Raw genomic sequence first — 23,587 nt, 5'->3', positions numbered from 1 at the left:
GCGACCTGCGGGCGGATCAGGTCCTGGGGGCGAGCGGCGGCAGTGCCCGGGAGATGGCGCGGGCGCTGGTGCGCAAGAGGGTGGCGAGCGCGTGGGTCGAGGCGCTGCCGTGGTGCACGACGAGGGACACCGCGGCCACGACGGCGCCCTCGGCGTCGTGGACGGGCGCGGCGACGGACAGGGCGTCCATGGTGACCTGGCGGTCACTGACGGCGTAGCCGCGGGCGCGGGTGTCGGCGAGGGCGGCCCTGATCTGGTGCGGTGCGGTCATGGTGCGTTCGGTGTAGCGGGTGACCGGCCTGGCGAGAACCTGTTCCTGCAGCTCGGCGGGGGCGTACGCGAGCAGGACGAGCCCCACGCCGGTGGCGGTCAGGGCGAAGCGGCCGCCGACCCGCGTGAGCACGGGCACCGCGCCCGTGCCCGCGATCCGCTCGACGAACACCACCTCGGTCCCCTCCCGCACCGCCAGCTGCACGTTCTCCCGGGTGACCTGCGACAGGTCCTCCAGGTACGGCAGCGCGGCCTCGCGCAGTCCCAGGCCGCGCGGCGCGAGGGAGCCGATCTCCCACAGGCGCAGGCCGATGTGGTAGCAACCGGCCGCGTCCCGCTCCAGCGCGCCCCAGGCCACCAGCTCGGCCGCCAGCCGGTGCGCGGTGGAGACGGGCAGCCCGGAGTGCCGGGACAGCTCGCTGAGCGTCAGCGACCGCCGGTCGGGGGTGAACGCGGCGAGCAGTTGCAGCGCCCGGGCCACGACCGGGCCGGTCCGCTCGGCCGCCGGGCGGCTCCCGTGCTCCAGGCGGCTCCCGTGCTCCAGGCGGGGCGCGGGCTCCCCGCGGGGCGCGGGCTCCGGACGGGGCGCGGGCGTCGGCTCGGCCGCCGGGCGAGGCCCGGGCACCGGCTCGGCCGCCGGGCTGGGCGCGGGCGTCGTCATGGCCGCCTCCTGTGGGTCAGAGGTCGAGGACCAGCTTGGGGCACGCGGCGCGGGAGACGCAGATGAACATGGTGTCGTTGGCCTCCCGCTCGTCCGCGGTGAGGAGCGAGTCGCGGTGGTCCACGACCCCGGCCAGCACGCCGGTCTCACAGGTGCCGCAGGTGCCCTCCCGGCAGGACGACAGCACCTGTACGCCCGCCTCCTCCACGACGTCGAGGATCGACCGCTCCGGCGGCACCGTGAGGGTCAGGCCGGTGGCGGCCAGCTCGACCTCGAAGGACTCCGCCCGTACCGGGTCGCCCGCGTCCTTGGGGGTGAAGCGTTCGACGTGGAGCGTGCCGGGTGGCCGGCCCGCGCAGCGTTCCTCGACGGCCTCCAGCAGCGGGGCGGGCCCGCAGCAGTAGACGAGGGCGTCCGGCGGCTCCCCGGCCAGCAGGCGGTCGAGGTCGAGCAGGCCGTGCTCGTCCTGCGGCCGCAGCGTCACCCGGTCGCCGTGGGCGGCCAGGAGCCCGTGGGCGAAGGCCATGGACGCGGCCGTCCGGCCGCCGTAGACGAGCCGCCACTCGGCGCCGTCCGCTGCGGCGGCGGCGATCATGGGCAGGATGGGGGTGATGCCGATCCCACCGGCGATGAACAGGTAGCGGGGCGCCGGGTGGAGCGGGAAGTGGTTGCGCGGGCCGCGGACGAGGATCGTGGCGCCCGGGTGCAGCTCGTCGTGGACGAACGCCGAGCCGCCCCGGCCGTCCGGCTCCCGCAGCACGGCGATCCGCCAGGTCGTACGGTCGGCGGGGTCGCCGCACAGCGAGTACTGGCGCACGAGCCCGTCGGCGAGGACCAGGTCGATGTGCGCGCCGGGCGTCCAGTCGGGCAGCTCGGCGCCGGCCGGGTCGCGCAGCTCCAGCGCGACGACCCCGTCGGCCGCCCGCTCGCGGGCGTGGACGACGACCTTGCGTTCGGCTTCTGTGACGGCACCACTCATCACGCGGCCCTCCCGTCGGACGTGCGCCGGCCGGCGATCGCCACCCCGGACACCGGCCGTCCCACGGGCGCCGTGGCGGGCACCGGCCGTCGCGGGGTCCCCGGGCTCGGGGCCGTCATCGTGCGGCTCCCGCGCCGGTCAGGAAGGCCGGGTCAGGGACGTCCTGCGGGGTGTGGCCGATCGGGTGGGCGAGGAGCCACTCCCACACCTCGATCGGGCCCTCGGCCACGTGCGTCGCGCCGCAGTGGCAGGTGCCCAGCAGCAGGTCGCTGCCCGGCAGCCACACCACCCGGAGCACCTCCCGCCCCGCGAGCATGCGGGTCGGCTCCATGGTCGGCTCCATGGCCGTCATGAGCGCGACGCCGCGGTGGCGGCGTTCTGCCCGGCGAGCTTGGCCAGCATCCGCCGGGCCGCCAGCCCGCCGGTGTCGATGTTGATCGACAGCTCCTGGTAGCCGGCCGGCTCGGTGGCGATCACCTGCTCCAGCACGTCCAGCGCGGCCACGTCCTGCAGCACCACGGTGCGGTTCTGCTCGGCCAGGAAGTCCGAGACACCCTGGTCGTCCAGGGCGAAGTCGCGGGCGACGGCCCAGAAGTCGTGGGTGGTGTGCTCGGTCTCGGGGGTGATGGCGTAGACGACCTCGACGTGGAAGGCGTCCGGGTCGCTGCCGTCGGCGTTCGGCAGCACGCCGAGCGGGGCGATGCGCGAGTGCAGCTTGTACAGGCACGGCGGCGTGTACTCGATGTCCTGCCAGCGCATGATGCGCCCGGTCAGGCCGGTGGACTTGGCGTAGAAGGGCGGGCATTCGGCGTCGTCCATGTGGCGGCTGACGTACACGATGCCGGCCTCCTCGTCCACCTCTGTGGTGATCGGGGTGGCGGCCACCTCAGGGGTGCCGATGTAGCCGCCGTGCAGGTACGTCTCGTGCGACAGGTCGAGGAGGTTGTCCACCAGCAGCCCGAAGCGCGCCTTGAGCGGCTCCATGCCGCACACGGTGGTGTAGTCCGGCGAGACCAGCCAGGGCGCCCGCGGGATGCGGGCCGGGTCCGCCTTGGCCGGGTCGCCGATCCAGATCCACACGAAGGAGTCCTGCTCGACGACCTGGTAGCTCTTCAGCCGGGCGGTACGCGGCACGCGGGTCTGGCCGGGGACGGCGACGCAGACGCCGTCGGCGCCGTAGGTGAAGCCGTGGTAGCCGCACACCACCTGGTCGTCCACGAGCCGGCTCGGCGACTCCGACAGCGGGAAGCGGCGGTGCACGCAGCGGTCCGACATGGCCGTGACGGTGCCGGCGCGGGTGCGCCAGAACAGGATCGACTCACCGCAGACGGTGCGGCTGAACAGCTCCTGGCCGATCTCGTGCCCGTACGCGGCCACGTACCACTGATCGCGGGGGATGCTCGACATCGGTCGGCTCCTTCGTTAGTCCGGGGGTGAAACGATGGTGGCGTCCGTCAGGTGGCCGGCGGAACGCCGTTTCCCGGATGCCGGAAAGCGAATGTCGTCCTAGAAGCGCAAGACCGGCTTGATCGCCTCGCCGGAGGCGATGTCGCCGACCGCCTGCTGGATGTCCTCGAACTTGTAGTGCCGGATGAGGCGGTCGATCCTGAGCCGGCCGGAGGAGACGAGGTCCACGAGCACCGGGATCAGCGACTCGGTCTCGCTGTCGCCCAGGGTCAGGCCCACGACCGTGCGGCCCGGCAGCATGAAGTTGACGTCCACGGGGATGGTCGAGCCGAAGGGCGGGGCGCCGACCAGCACGGCGGTGCCGCGGGCGGCCAGGACGCCGACGGCGGCGCCCGCGACCCCCAGGTTGCCGGTCGTCTCTACCACGCCGTCGGCGCCGTGCCCCGCGGTGATCGTGTCGATCGCCTCGGCGAGGTCGGCCGTGGTGGTGTCGACGGTGTGCGTGGCGCCGAGCTCGCGGGCCAGCTCCAGCCGGGCCGGGACCCGGTCGACCGCGATGACGCGGGTGGCCGGGGTGAGCCTGGCCGCCATGATCGCGGACAGGCCGACGGCGCCCGCCCCGGTGACGACGAGGGTGGCGCCGGGGCGGGGGCGCAGGACATTCCATACCGCCCCGGCGCCGGTCTGCACGCCGCAGCCGAGAGGCGCCAGCAGGTCGAGCGGCGCGCCGGCGGGCACCTTGACCAGGCTGCGCTCGTCGGCGAGGGCGTGCCTGGCGAAGGAGGACTGGCCGAAGAAGTGCCCGCCGATGGCCGTGCCGTCCCTGGTCACGGTGGGCGAGCCGTCAGCGCGGGCGCCGCCGAGCAGGTTGAGCGGCAGCCAGGCCGCGCAGTAGGCCGGGTGCCCGTCGCGGCAGTTGGCGCACCTGCCGCAGGAGGTGAAGGAGAGCAGCACCTGGTCGCCGGGGCGGACCCGGGTCACCGCGGAGCCGACGGCCTCCACGACGCCCGCGCCCTCGTGGCCGAGGACGCCGGGGAGCGGGAACGGCAGGCCGCCGGCGGCGACGCCGAGATCGGTGTGGCAGATCCCGGCGGCGACCATCCGGACCAGCACCTCGTCCGGTCGCGGATCGGCCAGCTCGATCTCGCTCAGGTGGAAGCCCGCGCCCGCGGACTCGACGACGGCTGCGGAGGTGGTGGTCATGGCGTACCTCTCATGGGACGATTCACAGCGCTGATCACAGGGCGATTCACAGCGCGATGACGACGGACTTGACCTTGGTGTACGACTCCAGCACCTCGGGCCCGTACTCCCGCCCGTAGCCGGACTGCTTGACACCGCCGAAGGGGATCGCCGGGTCGAGCATCGCCCAGTCGTTGACCCACACGATGCCGGCTTCCAGCCGCGCCGCCACGCGGTGGGCGCGGGCCAGGTCCCTGGTCTGCAGGCCGGCGGCGAGCCCGTACGGGGTGCCGTTGGCCATGGCCACGGCCTCGTCCTCGGTGTCGAAGGACTGGACGGTCAGGACGGGGCCGAAGATCTCCTCCTGCACGACGCGGGAGTCGTCGCGCAGACCGGCGATGACGGTCGGCCGGTAGTAGTAGCCGCCGCCGAGCTCCAGGCGCTCGCCGCCGGTGACGATCCGGCCGCCCTCCTCCTGGGCGAGCCGCACGTAGTCCTCGACCTTGGCGCGGTGCCGCTCGGCGGCCATGGGGCCCACGACGGTGGCCGGGTCGAAGGGGTCGCCGACCGGGACGCCCGCGACGGCTCCGGCCAGGATCTCCAGGACGGTGTCGTGCAGCGAGCGGTGGACGAGCAGGCGCGGCCCGCCCATGCAGAACTGGCCGGTGTTGAACACGAACGCCTTGATGACCGAGCCGATCGCCTTGTCCAGGTCGGCGTCCTCGAACACGATCTGCGCGGCGTTGCCGCCCAGCTCCATCGTGACGGGCTTGAGCGCCTCCCCCGCCATGCCGGCGGCGTACCGGCCGATCTGGGTCGAGCCGGTGAAGGCGATCTTGTCGATGCCCGGGTGGCGCAGCAGCGCCTTGCCGGCTTCCGGGCCGCCGCCGGTGACCACGTTGAGCACGCCGTCCGGGACGCCGGCCTCGGCCAGGATCTCGGCCATCAGCAGGGCGCTGAGCGGGGTGTCCTCCGCCGGCTTGTGGACCACGGCGTTGCCGGCGGCCAGCGCCGGGGCGATCTTGGAGCTGCTGAGGATCAGCGGGAAGTTGAAGGGCGTGATCGCGCCGACCACGCCGATCGGCTCGCGGCGGGTGTAGGCGTGCGAGGGGATCGGGATGTGCCGGGTCGCGCCCTGGATGGTCTGGGCGAGGCCCGCGTAGTACTCGTAGATCTCGGCGGTCGTGGCCACGTCGACGGCGCGGCACAAGCTCACGGGCTTGCCGACGTCGACGCTCTCCACCGCGACGAGCTCGTCCTCGCGCCGGCGGATGAGGTCGGCGACGCGGTTCAGGATGCGGGCCCGCTCACGGCCGGTGGTCTGCGCCCACGCGGTGAACGCCGCACGCCCCGCCGTCACGGCCGCGTCGACGTCGGAGGCGTCGGCCTCGGCGACGGTCGTGATCACCTTCCCGGTGGACGGGTCGACGACGTCCCTTCTGCCCTTGGCGTTCGCCTCGCACCACTCACCGCCGATGAAGAGCTTGCCCGGCTCCACGTGCGGCCGGCTCACGGCCTGGACGTGCTCGGTCATTGCCCGCTCGCCTTCTCGATGCGACCGCTAACCGCATCGTGTCGATCCTGGTCACGCCACTGCGACCAACAGGTTTCCTGATAATTACGCCCGTGTGGCGGCGTTGGCAAGAGGGGTTGGCATAATCAGGAAACCTGAACGTCATTCTGAGGAGGGCATGTGGTACGCACAGCGGAGGACAGCGTCGGCTCCACAGGGGTGGCGGCCGCGCGACCATCGCTGCTCTACGTCGTGAAACAGGTCGAGCTCGCCGCGCGGTCGCACATGGACGAGGTGCTCAAGCCGGCCGGCATCACGGCCCTGCAGTACACCGCGCTCACCGTGCTGCGCCGCCGGGACGGGCTCAGCTCCGCGCAGCTGGCCCGCAACTCCTTCGTCACCGCCCAGTCCATGGCCGACATGATCACGGCGCTGGAGCGGCGCGGCCTGATCACCCGCCGGCGCGACCCGGAGAACCGCCGCGCGATGCTGATCAGCCTCACCGACGAGGGCCGCGAACTGCTCGCGGCCCACGACGCGGCGATGGACGCCCTGGAGGAGCGGATGCTGTCCGGCCTCACCGCGCGCCAGCGGCGCGACCTGGAGTCCTACCTCAACCGCTGCCGCACGGCCCTGTCCGACGTGCCGCCCCACTAGCGCCGGCGTGCGCCGGAAACCTCATCCGGCCCGCCGCACCGCCCCCTCCCCCGACCGGCGCCGACCCGGCACAGGCCGGCACCGGGAACGGCCGGTCGTCAGGGAAGGGACAGGTCGCGGAGCTTGAGCTTCTGGATCTTGCCGGAGCCCGTCTTCGGCAGGTCCTCCACGAACGTGACGTAACGGGGGACCTTGTACTTGGCCAGGCGGGTCCTGAGGAAGCCCTGGAGCTCCTCCTCCGTGACGGCGTCGTGGCCGGCACGGGCGACCACGAACGCGCGGCCCGTCTCCCCCCACGTCGCGTCCGGGACGCCGACCACCGCCGCCTCGGCCACCGCCGGGTGCTCGAAGAGGGCTGCCTCGACCTCGGCGGGATAGACGTTCTCTCCCCCGGAGATGTACATGTCCTTGACCCGGTCGACGATGTACAGGTGCCCCTCCTCGTCGAGGGTGGCGACGTCGCCGGAGCGGAACCAGCCGCCCTCGGCGAAGGCCGCCTCGGTCGCCGCCGGGTCGTTCCAGTAGCCGGGGGTGACGTTCGGGCCCTTGATCAGGACCTCCCCGGGCTCGCCGGGCCCGGCGTCGGTGAGGTCGGGCCGGACGACCCGGACGTCGGCGAAGAAGACCGGCACGCCGGCCGAGCCGGCCTTGCGCTCGCTCTGGCTGGCCTCCAGGAAGGTCGCCCCCGGCGAGGTCTCCGTGAGCCCGTACCCCTGGCAGAACACCAGGCCCCGCTCCTGGTAGGTGCGGATCAGCGCGGGCGGGATCGACGCTCCCCCGGACATCAGCGTGCGCAGCGAGGACAGGTCCGCGCGGTCCCAGCGCGGCGAGCGGGCGAGCGCGGCGAACATCGTGGTGACGCCGAACATCCACGTGACGCCGTGCTTCTCGACGAGGTCGAAGCACTCGTCCACGTCCCACGACGGCATGATCACCGAGCGGCCGCCTTTGACGAACGTCGGCAGCAGCGTCTGGTTCAGCGCCGCGACGTGGAACAGCGGGGCGCTGACCAGCGTGGTCTCGTCACCGGCGACGTCGACCCCGATGAGCATGTTGTACGTGTTCCACACCAGGTTGGCGTGGCTGAGCGTGGCGCCCTTGGGGCGGCCGGTGGTGCCCGACGTGTAGAGGATGAGCGCGAGATCCTCCAGGGCCACCGGCACGTCGATCGGCGTGGGGTCGCCGCCGGCCAGCCAGCTCTCGTAGTCCTCGAGGGCCACGATCGCGTCCGGGGCCGAGCGGTCGGGCAGGGCGTCCACCACGCCGGCGCACTGCGGCGCGTAGATGAGGACCTTGGCGCCGCAGTGACCGAGCATGTAGTCGATCTCGGGCGTCGCGAGCCGGAAGTTCAGCGGGACGAAGATCGCGCCGAGCGCGTGTGCGGCGAACATCGTCTCGGCGAACGCGGTGTGGTTCGGGCCGAGGTAGGCGACCCGGTCCCCGGCGCGCACGCCGCTGTCCCGCAGCCGCGACGCCAGCCGGTTCGCCCGCTCGTGGACCTCGGCGTACGTCAGGGAGCGCGCGCCGAAGACGAACGCCGTCCGGTCCGGCGTCATGAGGGCCCGCCGCGCAGGCCAGCCCCCGATCCCGGAGTTCTGCATGACGTGTGGTTCTCCTATCGGGACGAAGGGGCGCCGGTCGCGCCCGCTGCCGCGCCGGTGGCCGGCTCCCCGGCCGCCAGGTCGCCGCGGCTGGTCTCCTTGAGCGCCAGCGTGCAGGCCACGGCCAGCAGGCAGGCGGCGGCGATGACCGCGGAGACCACGAGCGTCCCGCCACCGCCGCTCGCGGCCTGGATCTGGGCGAAGAGCACCGGTGCCAGACCGGCGCCGAGCCCGGCCAGCTGGTAGCCGAGCGACGCGCCGGTGTAGCGGGCGCGGGTGCTGAACAGCTCGGTGTAGAGGGCGGCGAGCGGGCCGTACATCAGCGGGTGGATGACGGACTGGCCCAGGACCAGCGCGAGGGCGAGCAGCGCCGCGTTGCCGCTGTCCACCAACGGGAACAGCGCGAACGCGAACACCGCCATGATCAGCGCGCCGGTGACGACGACGGGGCGCCGCCCGATCCGGTCCGACAGGGCCGACCAGCCGAGGATGCCGACCACGGCCAGGCCCGAGGACAGCGTCAGCCCGTTCAGCACGGTCTGCCGCTCGAAGCCGGCCTGGACGCCGTACGCGATGAGGAAGGTGGTGAGCGTGCCCTGCGCCACGAACGCGGCCAGGCCGACCCCGATCCCCAGCAGCAGCGTCTTCGGGTGGCCGCGCAGCACGTCCATCAGCGGGGTCCTGGAGACCTTCTCCTCCCTGAGGGCGGCGCTGAACACGGGGGTCTCCTCCACGCGCGTCCGGACGAACAGGCCGATCGCGAGCAGGACGATGCTGATCAGGAACGGCACCCGCCATCCCCACGCCAGGAAGGCGTCGTTGCCGAGGACGGCGGCGGTGCCGCTCAGCGCGCCCGTGGACAGCACCATGCCGAACGGCGCCCCGGCGTTGGTGAAGCTGGCCCACAGCCCGCGGCGGGCGGTGGCGTGCTCTGCCGACATCAGCACCGCGCCGCCCCACTCGCCGCCGACCGCGATCCCCTGCACGAGCCTGAGCAGCACGAGCGCGATGGGCGCGAGCACGCCGGCCTGCGCGTACGTCGGCAGCAGCCCGATGAGGAAGCTGGCCACGCCCATCAGCACCATGGTGAGCACGAGCATGCGCTTGCGGCCGAGCCGGTCGCCGAAGTGGCCGAACACCACGCCGCCGACCGGCCTGGCCAGGTAACCGGTGGCGAACGTGCCGAAGCTGGCGACCGTGGCGGTCAGGGGGTCGAGGTTGGAGAAGAAGACCTTGTTGAACACGACCGCGGAGGCCGTGGCGTACAGGAGGAAGTCGTAGTACTCGATGACGCTGCCGAGGAAGCTCGACGCTACCGCGCGGCGCAGCTGGACGGGGTTCGACATGAGTGGGGGGCTCCTCACATCCGGGCAGGTCAGGCGTAGTGCCGGTAGACGGCACGGGCGACGCACGCGGGCTTGGCCGCGCCGTCGATCTCCACGGTGAAGTCGAGCAGCATCTGGACGCCGTCGCCGGGCACCTCCTCGACCTCGGCGACCGTCGCGGCCAGCCGGATCTTGGCGCCCACCTTGACCGGGCTCGGGAAGCGGACCTTCTCCAGCCCGTAGTTGATGCTCATCTTCACGCCCTGGATGTCGAGCAGCTCGGTGAAGAGCGGGATGAGCAGCGACAGGGTCAGGTAGCCGTGCGCGATCGTGCCGCCGAACGGGCCGTCCTTCGCCCGCTCCGGGTCCACGTGGATCCACTGGTGGTCGTTGGTGGCGTCGGCGAAGGTGTTCACCCGCTCCTGGGTGATCTCCAGCCAGTCGCTGCGGCCGAGGTCCTTCCCGGCCAGGGCCTTCAGCTCGTCGAGGCCGTTGGCGGTGGTGGTCATGACTGCTCCTTGGGGGTCAGGCCGAGCAGGCGGGCGGCGTTGTCCTTGAGGATCTTGGGCCGGACCTCGGGCTTGATGTCGAGCTTGGCGAAGTCGGCCAGCCAGCGGTCCGGGGTGATCACCGGGTAGTCGGAGCCGAACAGCACCTTGTCCTTGAGCAGCGTGTTCGCGTAGCGGACGAGCTGCGGCGGGAAGTACTTCGGCGACCATCCGGACAGGTCGATGTGGACGTACGGCTTGTGCGTGGCGACGGCGAGAGCCTCGTCCTGCCACGGGAACGACGGGTGGGCCAGGATGATCTTCAAGTGCGGGAAGTCCACGGCCACGTCGTCGACGAGCATCGGGTTGGAGTGCTTGAGCCGGATGCCGCCGCCTCCCGGCACGCCCGCGCCGATGCCGGTCTGGCCGGTGTGGAACAGGGCCACCGCGCCCAGCTCCTCGATCACCTCGTACAGCGGGTACGCCATGCGGTCGTTGGGATCGAAGCCCTGGATGCTGGGGTGGAACTTGAAGCCGCGCACCCCGTACTCCGTGACGAGCCTGCGGGCCTCGCGGACGCCCGCCCGGCCCTTCCACGGATCGACGCTGCCGAACGGGATGAGCACGTCGGCGTGCTCGGCGCAGCTCTCGGCGATCTCCTCGTTGGAGATGCGCGGATGGCCGGTGGCGTGCTCGGCGTCCACGGTGAACACCACCGCCGCCATCTTCCGCTCCCGGTAGTAGGCGGCCATCTGGTCGATGGTGGGCCGCTCGTGGGAGCCGAAGTACTCCTCCGAGGCGCCGAAGAGCGCCGGGCTGAGCGAGCCGTGGCCATCCTTCGAGATCTCCGCGTGGGTGTGGACGTCGATCGCGGTCAGCTCGCCGACGTTCATGACGAGGGCCCCTTGGGGGCGGGGATGCCGTACGTCTCCGGCTCGGCGCCCACGGTGGCGGTCCAGGAGGCGGCGATGGCGTCGGCGCTCCAGCCGCCGTCGGCGTACGCGACGGCCTTCTCGGCCGGGTGGGACCAGAGGGCCAGCTTGTCGCCGCCGACGCCGATGGCCTGCCCGGTCACCTCGCCGGAGGCGTCCGAGGCGAGGTAGACGACGAGCCCGGCCACGTCCTCGACGGTGCCGAGGCCCTCGTCCTTGCGCAGCCAGTCAGGCAGCGGGCCGCCGGTGCGCTCGGCCTCCTCCAGGATCGGCGCGAAGACGGGGATCGTCTTGGTCATCTCGGTGGCCGCGACGGGGACGACGGCGTTGACCGTGATGTTCGCCCGGGCCAGCTCCATGGCCCAGGTGCGGGCCATGGCGACGATGCCGGCCTTGGCGGCGGCGTAGTTGGTCTGGCCGAAGTTGCCGCGTTGGCCGGCCGGGGAGGAGATGAGGATCAGTCGGCCGCCCTCGCCCTGCTCGCGCATGCGCACGGCCGCCGCGCGGGCGCAGGTGAACGTGCCGCGCAGGTGCACCTCGACGACCGCGTCGAAGTCGTCGTCGGACATCTTCCACAGGACGCGGTCGCGCAGGATGCCTGCGTTGGTGACCATCACGTCGAGCCGGCCGAACTCCTTGACCGCCGTGTCCACGAGCCGCTGGGCGACCTCGCTCCCGCCGACCGGGCCCGCCTCGGCCACGGCCTTGCCGCCCGCGCCGGTGATGGCCTCGACCGCCTGGGCGGCCGCCTCGGCGTCCACGTCATTGACGACCACGGCCGCGCCGGCGGCGGCGAGAGCCTGGGCGTACGCCCGCCCGAGACCACGACCGGCTCCGGTGACCACTGCCACCTTGCCCGACAAATCCATCTATTCCACCCCAAACACGCAGGCTTCTCCGACTTCGTCAATGTAAGGCAGTTTCATGACGCAGGTCAAAGTTCTGCCCAATATTCACCTCGCCCATGCTTCCCCATCGCCGCCCGCCCCGGATTGCCACCACCGCACGGGACCGACACCGCCCGACAGGGCCACCCGCGCCCCACCCCACTCGCCGCCGCCCTGGCACGCGGGCCTTAGGGGGTTGTGACATGGGGCGCCGTGGCAAGGGGCGCCGTGGCAAGGGAGTGACGTGGCAAGGGAGTGACGTGGCAAGGGAGTGACGTGGCAGGGAGTGACGTGGCAGGGAGCGCGCCATGCCGTGGAAGTGCCGTGGTGCCGGGCGCCGTGACATCTAAGTGCCGTGGCTGGGCGTCCCGGGGCATCGCCGCTGGGCGGCGCGGTGGAGGGGGCCGGCGACGGTGGCTCGTGGCGCCCTCTACGCTCTTGCCTGTGAAGCGCGAGGGTGAGCAGGATCAGCCGCAGATGCCGTCGGCGCGCCCGCAGTCCCTGATGTTCAGCTTTCTCGGCATCTACGTCCTCGGGCGCGACACCGCCGTCTACTCCGGCAGCGTCATCGACGTCTTCGCCCGCCTCGGCGTCTCGGAGGAGGCGGTGCGCTCGACGCTCACCCGCATGGCCAAGCGCAACCTGCTGAGCAGGCACCGCCAGGGCAAGAAGGTCTATTTCGGCCTCACCCCGCACGCCGCCGAGGTGCTCGACGACGGGCGCAGGCGCGTGTGGGAGACCGGCGCGGTCAACCGCGACTGGGACGGCACATGGACCCTCGTCGGCTTCTCGCTCCCGGGCAACGAGCGCAGCACCAGACACGACCTGCGTTCCCAGCTCAGCTGGGCCGGGTTCGGGCTGCTGCAGAGCGGCTTGTGGATCGCGCCGGGCACGAAGGACATCGAGGCGATGCTCGCCCCGCTCGGGCTGGGCGACAACGTGACGGTGCTCCAGGCGCGGGCGCTCAAGCCGACCGAGTCTGCCGACCTGGTGCGCAGGGCGTTCGACACCGACCAGATCGCCGTACGCTACCGGGCCTTCCTCGACCGCTGGGACACCCCGCACCCGCTCCCCGGCGCCGCCGACGACCTGGCCAGGCAGCTGTTCCTGCACACCGACTGGCTCCAGCTCGTCCGCCAGGACCCGCACCTCCCGGCCGAGCACCTGCCCGCCGACTGGCCCGCGATCCGTGCCGAGACGCTGTTCCACTCCCTGGCCCGCCGGTACGAGCCGATCGCCGCGAAGCTGGCCGAGTCCGTCCTCGACGAGCTCCCCCTGGAACGAGGGTGATCAGTCCAGCCACAGCCGGGCCAGGCACCGGCCCTGGCCGGGGCCTCCGGCGTCGGTGAACGCCGTCCGGCCGTGCAGGATCACGTCGTTGTCCATCACGAGGAGGTCGCCGGGGCGCAGCCGGACGCGGACCGCCATCGCGGGGTCGGCGAGGACGCCGTCGAAGGCGTCCAGCGCGGCCAGCGTACGGGCGGCGAGCGGCTCGCCCGCCTCGCGTTGCCCGCGCTCGATCCAGTAGCGGTTGTACTGCACGCGGAGCCGCCCCTCGTCCCACCGGAACACCGGGTACACCCGGTCGAAGCCGTCACTCGCCCCGAAGCGGAAGTCCCGCCGCAGCTCCGCAAGCGCCCCGGGACGCTCCCGGGCCAGCCGGTTGTAGACGGAGTGGCCGCTGACCAGCAGCGAGTCGCCACCGTGGACGGCGGCGCGCACGCAGAACAGGCCGAGCAGCCGCGGCGGTCCCGGCGGGCCCGCCCGGTCGGTGTGGAAGGCCAGCTCCTTGTCGCTCATGCCGCCGCGCTCCTGGACGGCGGGCTCCTGGGTCACCAGGGTGAGGCCGCCCGCGCGCGGCGTGCCCAGCAGGCCGCCGAAGTCGTGGTACAGCGCGTCGAGGTTGTCGACGGCGTGACGGCCCGGCCAGCCCCGCAGGAGCGCCAGCCCCGGGCCGTGCTCCAGGGCCAGCGCGACCCGGCGGGCCAGGGCCGCGAGGTCGGTGTGCCGTCCGCCGAGGTGGATCAGCCAGTCCTCGTCGCGAAGGGTGTCCCTCGTCCACGCCGTCGGGGCGAGCACCGTTCGGGTCATGGCCGTCTCCGTTCCGCGTCACCTAGGGGGTACCCGGCTGATCGACCCGGACGCGCGCGTGCGGCCATACTGTGATCGTGGCCGAGGAGCTGGTGGTGTACGCGCGGGAGGCGTTCGGGTGGGGGAAGGACGTCGTCGTGTCCGCCGGGCCCCGTGGTGCGCTGGGACAGATCTGGCGGGTGGACGCCGGCCCTGCCCGCTACGCGCTCAAGCAGATCTTCTACGAGCCGCCCTCGGAGCGCCTGATCGCGGCCGAGCTGGCGTTCGCGCGGCGGGCGGCCGAGGCAGGGGTTCGGCTGCCGGCGAGCCACCCGGGCAAGGACGGCCGCCATCTGCTCGCCGCGCCCGGCGGGACGTGGCTGCGCCTGTACGACTGGTTCGACCTGCGTCCGGTCGAGCTGACGGCGGCGGCCACGCCGCGAGAGCTCGGAGCGCTGCTCGCGCGCCTGCACCGGTGCGCGCCCGCCGAGAGGGCCGAACCGGACGGCGGGCCCCCGGATCCCTGGTACGACAGCGCCCCTGCCCCGGAGACGCTGGCCCGGGCAGCGGAGTCGGACGCGGAGTGGGCTGCGCGCCTGGCCGATCGGCTCGCCACGCTGCCCGAGCTGTGCGCGGCCGTCGCCCCGGCCGACCCCGCCGAGCTGATCCTCTGCCATCGCGACCTGCACCCGGAGAACGTCCTGGCCGACCCCGCCGGCGGGCTGGTGGTCGTCGACTGGGACAACCTCGGCCCAGCCGCACCCGGCAGGGAGCTGGCCAGGGCGCTGTTCGACTGGTTCTGCGACGGCCCGGCCGCCGACCTCGAGGCCATGGCCGGCATGTACGACGCGTACATCCGCGAGGACGGCCCCGGGAGGGTGACCGAGCCCGCGGACTTCACGATGCTGATCGCGTCCCGGCTGAACTTCCTGGTGGTCCAGTCGCGGGTCGCGCTCGACCCGCGAGCCGAGCGCCGGCACCGCGAGTGGGCCGAACGCGAGATCGACGAGGGGCGGCGCATCCTGCCGACCCCGCGCCAGCTGGCCGACGTGCTGGAGATGACGCGCGCCCGGGAAAGCTCGCTGTCGAGGGGGAGACCGATCGGCCAGGATGGCGATCATACGGCGAACCCAGTACGAGGGGCCGATCGCGCTTCGTGACATGCGGAGCCTGGCGATCCGGTCCTTTCCGGTCACGGGGTTTCCGGCATGCCGGCGACCTGGCCTGGAACCGGTGTCTGGCGCTCGACAGGTCCGGCGCGTGTCCCACGGCCGTCTGGAGCGACGGCCGTGAACCCTGGCCTGGGCCTGGCTCGACCTGCCCGGCGGCCTGATGCTCCAGGTGGAGCCGGGCCGGGACGACCCGCTGGAGCGGCGCGGCGACCTCCGCGCCGCAGACGGCCCGTTCACGGTGCACCAGGGGCGTCACCTCCGGCTCGGGCCGGCGCGGGCCGGGTGCGCGGCGGTGCGGCACGCGCCCGAACCGGTCAGCGGTTCCCGGCGAAGACCGGCGGGAGCCGGTCCTTCCACGGCATGGCCTCCTCCAGGCGGGCCGCCACCTGGAACAGCAGATCCTCGCGGCCGTACGGGGCGACGAGCTGCACGCCGATCGGCAGCCCGCCGTCACCCGTGCCCAGGGGCAGGCTGATCGCGGGCTGACCGGTGAGGTTGAACACCACCGGGAACGGCGCGTGATCCGTCAGCGACTCCAGCCAGCTGAGCAGGGTGTGGCCGGGGTCGTCGTACCGAAGGGTGCCGTGCGGCGCCGGGAGGCGGCCGAGCGTCGGGGTGACGAGCAGGTCGTACTCGGTGAGGAACGCGCCCACCGACCGGGTCACCCGGTTCTGCGCGTCGAAGGCGGCCAGCATGTCGAGCGCGGTGTATTCCTCGGCCGTCTGCAGGAAGCGCCGGGAGACGGCCTCCATCATCGCCGGGTCGGGCCGGCGAGGGGCCCTCAGCAGCGTGGAGGCGACCGCGACCCCTTCGCACACCCAGGCCCGCAGGACGTCGTCCCAGTCCACGTGCGGGGCGGCCACGGAGACGGTGTGCCCCATCCGCTCCAGCGCGCGCCCTGTGCGGACCGCCGCCGCGGCCACCTGGTCGTCGACCTTCGTCCCTGCCCACGACTCAGTGGTCACCGCCACCCGCAGCCGGCCGGGGGCGGTCTCGGTCTCCTCGGCGTACGGGCGGCGCGGGGGCGGCGCGGTGTACTTGTCGCCGACCCCCGGCCCCTGGACGGCGTCCAGGAGGTGGGCGGCGTCGCGGACGGTGCGCGTCAGCGCGAACTCGTACGCCATGCCGAGCATCATCTCCCCCGTGTCCGGCCCGCAGGGGACGCGGCCCCGGCTCGGCTTGAGCCCGACCAGGCCGCAGCAGGAAGCCGGGATGCGGATCGAGCCGGCTCCGTCGCTGGCGTGCGCGACGGGCACGGCCCCGGCGGCGACCAGCGCGGCGGCGCCGCCGCTCGACCCGCCCGCGCCCCGGTCCGGGTCCCACGGGTTGCGGGCGGGCCCGAACCTGACCGGTTCGGTGGAGAAGCTGACGCACATCTCCGGTGAGGTGGTCAGGCCCAGGGTGACCAGGCCGGCGGCCCGGAAGCGGGCCATCAGGTCCGTGTCGTGCTGTGGCGCGATGCCGGGCAGGGCCCGGCTCCCGAGGAAGAACGGCACCCCCTTCGCCACCGGCCCGTGGTCCTTGATCAGGAAGGGGATTCCCGCGAACGGGCCGTCGGCGGCGTGGTCGAGCGCCGGTGCGAACACCGGCAGCGCCAGGCCGTTGACCTCCGCGTTCGCCACGGCCAGGGCCTGCCGGGCGGCCGCCTCGACCTCGCCCGCGGTGACCTCGCCCGCCTTGATCAGATTCCGGAGGCCGAGGGCGTCGTACCGCGCGTACTCGTGAAGTTCCATGAAGCGTCTCTCTTCCGGGCGTCCTGGACGCCCGCACGTCGATCACAGGTGAATCGGTGGAGGGCAGCGCACGGCGAGCGCTGCCGGTGAACGAACAGCCCGAACAGGGCGATGGCCACACGCCGGGCCTTTCGCGGCTCCGGGGCCATCCCCTGCTGTGATCGAGGTGCTTCTACGCTCGGTACATCACGACCCATGGTGGCGGCGGCCACCCGCGCCCGTCGACCGAATTTCCGGTGTCTCAGGCGGACGGGGTGAGGGGGTGGGTGAGCAGGCGGCGGCCCTCGTCCACGAAGCCGAGCCTGGCGTAGAAGTCGAACAGATGGCTCACGTCGCCGCCGTTCGGGGCGATCACGACCTCGAGGTCCGCGCAGCCCTTCTCGGCGGCCCAGCGCCGGCTGTCCTCGATCAGCCGGGCGGCCAGCCCGCGCCGCCGCGCCTCCGGGGCCACGTAGAGGTCTTCGAGTTCGGCGTACAGCCCCGATTCGAGCCCGAACGTGGTCGTGGTGATCGCGAACGCCACGAGGCGTCCGTCCCCCTCGCACACCGCGACCCTCGCGGTGGGCCAGGCGACGAGCGTGTCCAGGTTGGCTCGTAGCTCGCTCTCCGGCGTGCTGAAACCGCCCTCCCGGTAGAAGGCTGCGGCGAGGTCGAGCAGGGCCGGCAGGTCGTCCGGCCGGGCGGTGCGGATCTGCATGACGACCATGATCCACCGGTGGCGCGCTTCCTGTCGCCTGCTGCGGTCGGTGGGGGGAGCTGCCGACGGCCTCTACCGGGAAGATCCAGAAATATGTCCTGCGCGAGAAAGCATGGGCGGGCCGGAAAACGTCGCATGAACCAGCCGGGAACGGCAGACTACGGGGTAGCGGGTCAGGCCGCGCACGCGGTGTTGTCCCGTTCCCAGTCAATCCCCAGAAAAGGTCAGTACCCTCCCCCACCATGAAGTGGCAGCGTAAGATCACCGGCGCGCTGGCCAGGCACGCGGGCCTCCGCATCGAACGGGTGAGCAAACCCGTGGGCAAACCCGCCGAGCAGGCGAAGAAGGCCGCCGACGTGCCGTTCAGGCCCCCCGCCGACCCCCAGGTGGATCGCCTGCTCACCGCCCCCGTATTCGTCATGTCCCCCGTCCGCTCCGGCTCGACGTTGCTGCGCTCGATGCTCAACGCCCACCCGGACCTGCACGCGCCGCACGAGTTGCACGTCCGCAGGCTGAGCGTCGAGTTCGGCACCGGCCTGGCCGAGAAGGCGATGGCGGCGCTCGGGCACAACCGGGCCGATCTGGAGCATCTGTTGTGGGACCGGGTGCTCCACCGCGAACTGGTGCGCTCCGGCAAACGGTTCATCGTCGACAAGACCCCGGCCAACGCCTTCGCCTACGAGCGGATCGCGGCGTGCTGGCCGGACGCGCGCTACGTGTTCCTGCTGCGCCATCCGGCCTCCATCGCGACCTCGTGGCACGAGGCGAGCCCGGACAAACGCACCCCGCAGGAGGCGGCGGCCGACGCGCTGCGGTACATGAAGGCCGTGGAGCGTGCCAGGAAGGCGTTGCCGGGCCTGACGGTGCGTTACGAGGAGCTGACCGCCGAGCCGGAGAAGACGCTGCGCGCGATCTGCGAGTTCCTCGACCTGCCGTGGGCGCCGCAGATGCTCTCCTACGGCACCCCTGACGTGGTGACCAAGGGGCTCGGCGACTGGAAGGACAAGATCCGCTCCGGCCAGGTGCAGCCGGGCCGCGACCTGCCCCACCCGGAGGAGATCCCCGATGTGCTCATGGGCATGTGCCGCACCTGGGGGTACCTCCCGTGAAGATCCGCTACATGCTGCTGCACGCCTACGGCATGGGCGGCACCATCCGCACGGTGGTCAACCAGGCCCATGCGATGGTGGAGGCGGGCCACGACGTCGAGATCGTCAGCGTGGTGCGCCGCCGCACCAAGCCGCAGTTCGCCATCGATGCACGGGTGCGCCTGTCGGCGCTGGTCGACCAACGCGACGGGGTGGTGCCCGACTCGCTGGCCCGCAAGGTGTGGCGGCGGGCCCGCGGCAAGATCGTGCCGTACGGCGAGTTCGCCGCCGAATACTTCACCGAGCGGGTGGAGGCGGCGGTGATGGACTACGTGTCCTCGGTGGACGACGGCATCCTGGTCACCACCCGCCCGGCGCTCAACCTGATCTCGGCCCGCCGCGCCTCCCGCAAGGTCGTCCGGGTGGCCCAGGAGCACATGAACCTGGCCGCCTACCACCCGGCCGTCCGCGAGCAGATCGCCCGCCACTACGACCGCTTCGACGCGATCGCGGTGCTGACCGAGACCAGCCGGGCCGAATACCGTGCGCTGCTGAGCACCGCCACGCCGATCGTGCGCATCCCCAACGCCGTGCACATGGAGCACCGCAAGCATTCCGACCAGAGCAACCCGGTCGTGATCGCGGTGGGCCGGCTGGTGCCGCAAAAGGGCTTCGACATGCTCATCCCGGCCTTCGCCCAGGTCGCGGAGGCATACCCGGAGTGGACGCTGCGGATCTTCGGCACCGGGCCGTCGCAGCAGCGCCTGCAGGAGCGGATCGACGAGCACGGGATGAGCGGACGGATCCGGCTCATGGGCCGCAGCGACCGCATCCACGAAGAGCTGTCCAAGGCGTCGATCTACGCGCTCAGCTCGCGCATCGAGGGGCTGCCGATGGCCATGATCGAGGCGATGGGCCACGCTCTGCCGATCGCCGCCTTCGACTGCCCCACCGGCCCCGCCGACGTGCTGACGCCCGGCAAGGACGGGCTGCTGGTGCCGCCGCGCGACGTCGAGAAGCTCGGCGAGGCCCTCGGACTGCTCATGGGCGACCCCGAGCTGCGCCGGCGCCTGGGCGCCGCCGCGGCGGAGACGGCCCACGCCTACACCCCGGAGGTCGTGATGCCGCTGTGGGAGGAGCTCTTCACCGCCCTGGCCGACGGCCGGTCGATCCCGGCCGGTTTCGGCTCGACGAGCACCCGGTCGTGACGGTGGTGACCCCCGGCTGAGAGGGGAGCGACGAGCAGGGGGTTCTGTGTAATCGTGTAAGCCATGACGGAGCCCCCCATCGTTGTCGAGCACCGCGAACACGTGTGGTACCTGCTCGTGCAGGCATCCCAGCTCGAGCACATGATCATGTGCCAGTACCTCTTCGCCGAGTTCAGTCTCAAGACCGAAGGGCTCACCGCGGAGCAGCAGGCCGCGGTCGACCGCTGGCGCCGGGAGCTGCACGACATCGCCGTGCAGGAGATGCTCCACCTCGCGCTGGTGGCCAATCTGATGGCGGCCATCGGCGCCGCGCCCACCTTCGGCCGGCCCAACTTCCCGCAGTCCTGCGGCGCGTTCCCGCCCTCGATCCAGATGCGCCTGCTGCCCTTCGGCGAGGAGGCGCTGACGCACTTCCTCTTCCTCGAAAGGCCCGAGGGCATGGAGCGGGCCGACGCCGCCGGTTTCATCGCCTGCGACCCGCCGCCCGAGCCGATCATGCCCGGCGAGATCTTCCCCAGGGCGCAGGAGTTCGCCACGGTCGGCCATCTCTACCGCGGCATCAGGGACGGCCTGACCGCTCTCGTCGCCCAGCACGGCGAGGAGCAGGTGTTCTGCGGCTCGCCCAGAGCGCAGGCCACCCCGGAGCTGTTCCAGTGGGACGAGGTGGTGGCGGTGTCCGACCTCAAGTCGGCCTGCGCCGCCATCGACGAGATCATCGAGCAGGGCGAGGGCGCCCAGGGCGACTGGCAGGATGCCCACTACGGCCGCTTCCTGAAGATCTGGGAGGAATACCAGGCGCTGCGGGCCGCCGACCCGGGCTTCGAGCCCGCCCACCCCGCGCTGGCCACGTTCACCCGCCAGCCCTTCGACGTGCCGGAGCCGCAGCCGCTGATCGGCGACCCGGACACTCTGGTGCTGGCCGAGCTGTGCAACCTCGCCTACGAGGCGATCCTGTGGATGCTCACCCGCTTCTTCACCCACACCGAGGAGAGCGAGGAAGAGCTCGACGTCCTGGTCGGCGGGGCGATCTCGATGATGGCGGGCGTGCTGCGGCCGCTGGCCACCGAGCTCACCCGGCAGCCCGCCGGCCCGGGGCATCCGGGACGCACGGCGGGGCCGGCGTTCGAAATGTACTACCTGATGGACAACGTGGTGCCCTGGCGCGAGGCCGCGTGGACGGTGCTGGCCGAGCGAGTGCGCCAGATCGCCGACTGATGCGCCGTGCACGCGTCCGGCGACCCCGTGATCGCCGCGGCCGCACAACGCGTCGCGGAGGTGGCCGACACGATCGAGACCACGCGCCGCGCGATCCTCGAGGCGGCCGGGACGCCCCTCAGGACGCCGCGAAATCCCTGATGATCGACGCCAGGACCCTGGGATCACGAAACGGGATCATGTGCGGCATTCCCGGCACGACGACCAGCCTGGCCTTCGGCGTCAGGCCGGTCACCCGTTCCGCCCAGTCCTGCGGGACCATCGGTCGTACGCTCCCCTGACCACGAGCGTGGGCACGGTGACGTGCGGCAGCTTGTCCTCCACCCGGTCGCGCATCGCCACCTGGAAGGTGGCCACGACCCGCCGCAACCCCGCGTCGCGGTAGTCGGCGACGTTGAGCGGGGTCATCCGCGGGCTCTCCCGTACGGAGTTGCGCATCCACCTGGCGATCATCCGCGGCCAGGACCGCGCCCGCGGATCGACCGTCGGCCCGGCCAGGACGAGCGAGTGCACCCGGGCGGGGTGACGCACGGCCACGTCGACGGCGAGCTGGCAGCCGAACGAGCAGCCCACCAGGCAGGCGGGCGGCAGCCCCGCCGCCGCCAGCCAGCCGGCCAGGGCGTCGGCGAGCCCGGTCAGGTCCAGCGGGCGGGGCGGCTTCGCGCTCTGCCCGAATCCCGGCAGGTCGACGGTCCAGGCCGGCACGTGCTCCCCCAGCACCGCGACCAGCGGCTTCAACTCCCTGCTCGACACACCGGCGCCGTGCACGCACACCACCGGCGGTGTGCCCGTGTCCTCTCGCGGCAGGCGCCGCCACGCGGTCAGCGGCCAGTCGCCGACCTTGACCGTCAGCCGTTCGAGCCCCGTGTCGAGGTTCATCCGTTCACCCGTGCCCGCAGGAGCGCCCGGAACACCGCCACGAAGTCGTCAAATCCCGGCGGCGGCCGTATGTCCCGGGGCAGTGCAGGTAAGAGGGCAGGAAAGAAGCCAAGAGACGAGCCGACGGGTGCACCAGGAGGGCTGTGATGGATCCGCAGCGTAGCGAGGACGTCCATCACAGCACGCCGAGCTCGGCTCGGCAGAAGGAGGCGTGATGGCTGCGACGCACGGCGTGTTCCGCCGCAAGCCGGTCGAGCAGATCGCGGAGGAGCACGAGGGTGAGCTGTCCCGGTCGCTCGGGCTGTGGCAGCTCACCGCGATCGGCATCGGCGGCATCATCGGCGCCGGCATCTTCGCCCTGGCCGGGGCGGTGGCCAACCAGACGGCGGGGCCGGCCGTGCTCGTGTCGTTCCTCATCGCCGGGGTGGCCAGCGCGGCGGCGGCCTTCTCGTACGCCGAGTTCGCCGGCATGATCCCGAAGGCCGGGTCGGCCTACACCTACGGCTACGCTGTGCTCGGCGAGCTCGTGGGCTGGTTCATCGGGTGGGACCTGCTGCTGGAGTACACGGCGATCGTGGCCGTCGTGGCCATCGGCATCTCCGGATATTTCGGCTTCCTCGTGCAAGAGCTGGGATTCGGCCTGCCCGCCTGGATGCTGGGCGCGCCCGGCACCGGGGACGGGCGCGTGGTCGACCTGTTCGCGGTGCTGCTGTGCCTGCTGATCGCCTTCCTGCTGAACCTCGGCATCCGCACGGCGGCCAGGTTCGAGACGTTCGTGGTGACCATCAAGGTCGCCGTGGTCCTGCTGGTGATCGTGGTCGGCTTCTTCTACGTCAACACGGCCAACTACACGCCGTTCTTCCCCTTCGGCGTCGGCGGGGCGATCACCGGGGCGGCCACCGTCTTCTTCGCCGTCTTCGGCTACGACGCGATGAGCACGGCCGCCGAGGAGTCCAGGGACGCCCGGCGGCACATGCCCAAGGCCATCGTCTACTCGCTCGTCATCTCGATGATCCTTTACGTGCTCGCCACACTGGTGCTCACCGGCATGCAGAACTACCGGGACATCGACCCGGAGAGCGGTTTCTCCTCGGCGTTCGCCGCCGTCGGGCGGTCGGGGCTCGCCACGGTGATCGCGGCCGGGGCCATCATCGGCATCCTGACCGTCATGTTCACGTTCATGCTGGGCGTCACGCGGGTCTGGTTCGCGATGAGCAGGGACGGATTGCTGCCGCAGTGGTTCGCCCGGCTGCACCCGGTTCGGCGGGTGCCCTCGCGCGTCACCTGGATCGTGGGCGTCGCCTCGGCGTTGATCGCCGGCTTCCTGCCCATCAGGGAGGCGGCCGAGCTGACCAACATCGGGATCCTGCTGGCGTTCGTGGTGGTGTGCGCGGCGGTGATCGTGCTCCGATACCGGCAGCCGGACCTGCACAGAGAGTTCCGCACGCCGGGCATGCCGGTGGTGCCGGCCATCGGCGCGATCTTCTCGGTGTGGCTGATCACCTTCCTGGATCCGACGACCTGGCTCCGCTTCGCCGTGTGGTTCCTGCTGGGGCTGCTCATCTACTTCGTGTACAGCCGCCGTCACTCCGTGCTCAACGTATGAGCGGGTTTTACCCCTGC

23 protein-coding genes are annotated in these 23,587 nt (G+C 72.2%); 8 read left to right on the top strand and 15 right to left on the bottom strand.

What is annotated here, in order from left to right; genetic code table 11:
- Positions 1 to 16: 16 nt before the first annotated feature.
- From ID574_RS45230 to ID574_RS45205, 6 genes are all read right to left on the bottom strand, one after another.
- On the bottom strand, positions 17 to 931 hold the full coding sequence (locus ID574_RS45230) for an IclR family transcriptional regulator (RefSeq protein WP_188195233.1): 915 nt from the start codon (positions 929 to 931) through the stop codon (positions 17 to 19).
- A 16-nt stretch (positions 932 to 947) separates the two neighbouring features.
- Positions 948 to 1,910, bottom strand: coding sequence for a PDR/VanB family oxidoreductase (locus tag ID574_RS45225; protein ID WP_188195232.1), 963 nt, complete (start codon positions 1,908 to 1,910; stop codon positions 948 to 950).
- Between the two features lie 115 nt (positions 1,911 to 2,025).
- The gene (locus ID574_RS45220; protein ID WP_188195231.1) at positions 2,026 to 2,241 is read right to left on the bottom strand and encodes a hypothetical protein; all 216 of its coding nucleotides are present in this window, start codon (positions 2,239 to 2,241) and stop codon (positions 2,026 to 2,028) included.
- A gap of 17 nt (positions 2,242 to 2,258) precedes the next feature.
- The gene (locus ID574_RS45215) at positions 2,259 to 3,317 is read right to left on the bottom strand and encodes an aromatic ring-hydroxylating oxygenase subunit alpha (RefSeq protein WP_188195230.1); all 1,059 of its coding nucleotides are present in this window, start codon (positions 3,315 to 3,317) and stop codon (positions 2,259 to 2,261) included.
- A 99-nt stretch (positions 3,318 to 3,416) separates the two neighbouring features.
- Positions 3,417 to 4,520, bottom strand: coding sequence for an NAD(P)-dependent alcohol dehydrogenase (locus ID574_RS45210; protein WP_188195229.1), 1,104 nt, complete (start codon positions 4,518 to 4,520; stop codon positions 3,417 to 3,419).
- Positions 4,521 to 4,566: 46 nt separating this feature from the next.
- Positions 4,567 to 6,033 (bottom strand): aldehyde dehydrogenase family protein, encoded by a 1,467-nt coding sequence (locus ID574_RS45205; protein ID WP_188195228.1) that lies wholly within the window; start codon positions 6,031 to 6,033, stop codon positions 4,567 to 4,569.
- Between the two features lie 159 nt (positions 6,034 to 6,192).
- Between ID574_RS45205 and ID574_RS45200 the strand changes: the two genes are divergently transcribed.
- Complete coding sequence (locus ID574_RS45200) at positions 6,193 to 6,669, top strand: MarR family winged helix-turn-helix transcriptional regulator (protein ID WP_223167740.1); 477 nt, start codon at positions 6,193 to 6,195, stop codon at positions 6,667 to 6,669.
- A 98-nt stretch (positions 6,670 to 6,767) separates the two neighbouring features.
- Here ID574_RS45200 and ID574_RS45195 read toward each other — a convergent pair whose 3' ends face one another.
- From ID574_RS45195 to ID574_RS45175, 5 genes are read right to left on the bottom strand one after another with little or no spacing between them, the layout of a single operon-like run.
- Entirely contained in the window at positions 6,768 to 8,270 is a 1,503-nt protein-coding gene (locus ID574_RS45195) for an acyl-CoA synthetase (protein ID WP_188195227.1), read from the bottom strand.
- A 14-nt stretch (positions 8,271 to 8,284) separates the two neighbouring features.
- Complete coding sequence (locus tag ID574_RS45190; RefSeq protein ID WP_188195226.1) at positions 8,285 to 9,616, bottom strand: MFS transporter; 1,332 nt, start codon at positions 9,614 to 9,616, stop codon at positions 8,285 to 8,287.
- A 29-nt stretch (positions 9,617 to 9,645) separates the two neighbouring features.
- Positions 9,646 to 10,104, bottom strand: coding sequence for a MaoC family dehydratase (locus ID574_RS45185; RefSeq protein WP_188195225.1), 459 nt, complete (start codon positions 10,102 to 10,104; stop codon positions 9,646 to 9,648).
- Complete coding sequence (locus ID574_RS45180) at positions 10,101 to 10,976, bottom strand: amidohydrolase family protein (RefSeq protein WP_188195224.1); 876 nt, start codon at positions 10,974 to 10,976, stop codon at positions 10,101 to 10,103. The genes ID574_RS45185 and ID574_RS45180 overlap by 4 nt, the downstream gene beginning before the upstream one ends.
- Positions 10,973 to 11,884, bottom strand: coding sequence for an SDR family oxidoreductase (locus ID574_RS45175; protein ID WP_188195223.1), 912 nt, complete (start codon positions 11,882 to 11,884; stop codon positions 10,973 to 10,975). The genes ID574_RS45180 and ID574_RS45175 overlap by 4 nt, the downstream gene beginning before the upstream one ends.
- A gap of 462 nt (positions 11,885 to 12,346) precedes the next feature.
- Between ID574_RS45175 and ID574_RS45170 the strand changes: the two genes are divergently transcribed.
- Positions 12,347 to 13,192, top strand: a complete 846-nt coding sequence (locus ID574_RS45170; protein ID WP_223167739.1) for a PaaX family transcriptional regulator — start codon at positions 12,347 to 12,349, stop codon at positions 13,190 to 13,192.
- On the opposite strand, the gene ID574_RS45165 is transcribed toward ID574_RS45170, so the two are convergent.
- Positions 13,193 to 13,993, bottom strand: coding sequence for a TauD/TfdA family dioxygenase (locus ID574_RS45165; protein ID WP_188195222.1), 801 nt, complete (start codon positions 13,991 to 13,993; stop codon positions 13,193 to 13,195).
- A 77-nt stretch (positions 13,994 to 14,070) separates the two neighbouring features.
- Here ID574_RS45165 and ID574_RS45160 point away from each other — a divergent pair, with 77 nt between their 5' ends.
- The gene (locus tag ID574_RS45160; RefSeq protein ID WP_188195221.1) at positions 14,071 to 15,132 is read left to right on the top strand and encodes a phosphotransferase enzyme family protein; all 1,062 of its coding nucleotides are present in this window, start codon (positions 14,071 to 14,073) and stop codon (positions 15,130 to 15,132) included.
- A 326-nt stretch (positions 15,133 to 15,458) separates the two neighbouring features.
- On the opposite strand, the gene ID574_RS45155 is transcribed toward ID574_RS45160, so the two are convergent.
- A complete protein-coding gene (locus ID574_RS45155; protein ID WP_188195220.1) occupies positions 15,459 to 16,877 on the bottom strand; it encodes an amidase in 1,419 nt (472 codons plus the stop codon).
- 241 nt (positions 16,878 to 17,118) lie between these two features.
- Complete coding sequence (locus ID574_RS45150) at positions 17,119 to 17,574, bottom strand: GNAT family N-acetyltransferase (RefSeq protein ID WP_223167738.1); 456 nt, start codon at positions 17,572 to 17,574, stop codon at positions 17,119 to 17,121.
- A gap of 242 nt (positions 17,575 to 17,816) precedes the next feature.
- Between ID574_RS45150 and ID574_RS45145 the strand changes: the two genes are divergently transcribed.
- The 4 genes from ID574_RS45145 to ID574_RS62035 all read left to right on the top strand — a co-directional run bounded on the left by ID574_RS45145 (position 17,817) and on the right by ID574_RS62035 (position 21,226).
- Positions 17,817 to 18,683, top strand: coding sequence for a sulfotransferase family protein (locus ID574_RS45145; RefSeq protein WP_188195218.1), 867 nt, complete (start codon positions 17,817 to 17,819; stop codon positions 18,681 to 18,683).
- On the top strand, positions 18,680 to 19,870 hold the full coding sequence (locus tag ID574_RS45140) for a glycosyltransferase family 4 protein (RefSeq protein WP_188195217.1): 1,191 nt from the start codon (positions 18,680 to 18,682) through the stop codon (positions 19,868 to 19,870). The genes ID574_RS45145 and ID574_RS45140 overlap by 4 nt, the downstream gene beginning before the upstream one ends.
- A 63-nt stretch (positions 19,871 to 19,933) precedes the next feature.
- Positions 19,934 to 21,085, top strand: coding sequence for a ferritin-like domain-containing protein (locus ID574_RS45135; protein WP_188195216.1), 1,152 nt, complete (start codon positions 19,934 to 19,936; stop codon positions 21,083 to 21,085).
- A 6-nt stretch (positions 21,086 to 21,091) separates the two neighbouring features.
- Positions 21,092 to 21,226, top strand: a complete 135-nt coding sequence (locus ID574_RS62035) for a hypothetical protein (protein WP_262496127.1) — start codon at positions 21,092 to 21,094, stop codon at positions 21,224 to 21,226.
- 90 nt (positions 21,227 to 21,316) lie between these two features.
- Here ID574_RS62035 and ID574_RS45130 read toward each other — a convergent pair whose 3' ends face one another.
- Positions 21,317 to 21,964 carry an alpha/beta fold hydrolase gene (locus ID574_RS45130; protein WP_188195215.1) on the bottom strand — a complete coding sequence of 216 codons (648 nt, stop codon included), beginning with the start codon at positions 21,962 to 21,964 and terminating at the stop codon, positions 21,317 to 21,319.
- Between the two features lie 214 nt (positions 21,965 to 22,178).
- On the opposite strand from ID574_RS45130, the gene ID574_RS45125 reads away from it, so the two are divergent.
- The gene (locus tag ID574_RS45125; protein WP_188195214.1) at positions 22,179 to 23,570 is read left to right on the top strand and encodes an amino acid permease; all 1,392 of its coding nucleotides are present in this window, start codon (positions 22,179 to 22,181) and stop codon (positions 23,568 to 23,570) included.
- Positions 23,571 to 23,587: the final 17 nt, after the last annotated feature.

Origin of the sequence: Nonomuraea sp. SYSU D8015, assembly GCF_008065375.1 — a bacterium.
GTDB lineage: Bacteria > Actinomycetota > Actinomycetes > Streptosporangiales > Streptosporangiaceae > Nonomuraea.
The sequence above is the reverse complement of the archived record's forward strand: the minus strand, read 5'-3'. Positions and strand labels throughout refer to the sequence as shown.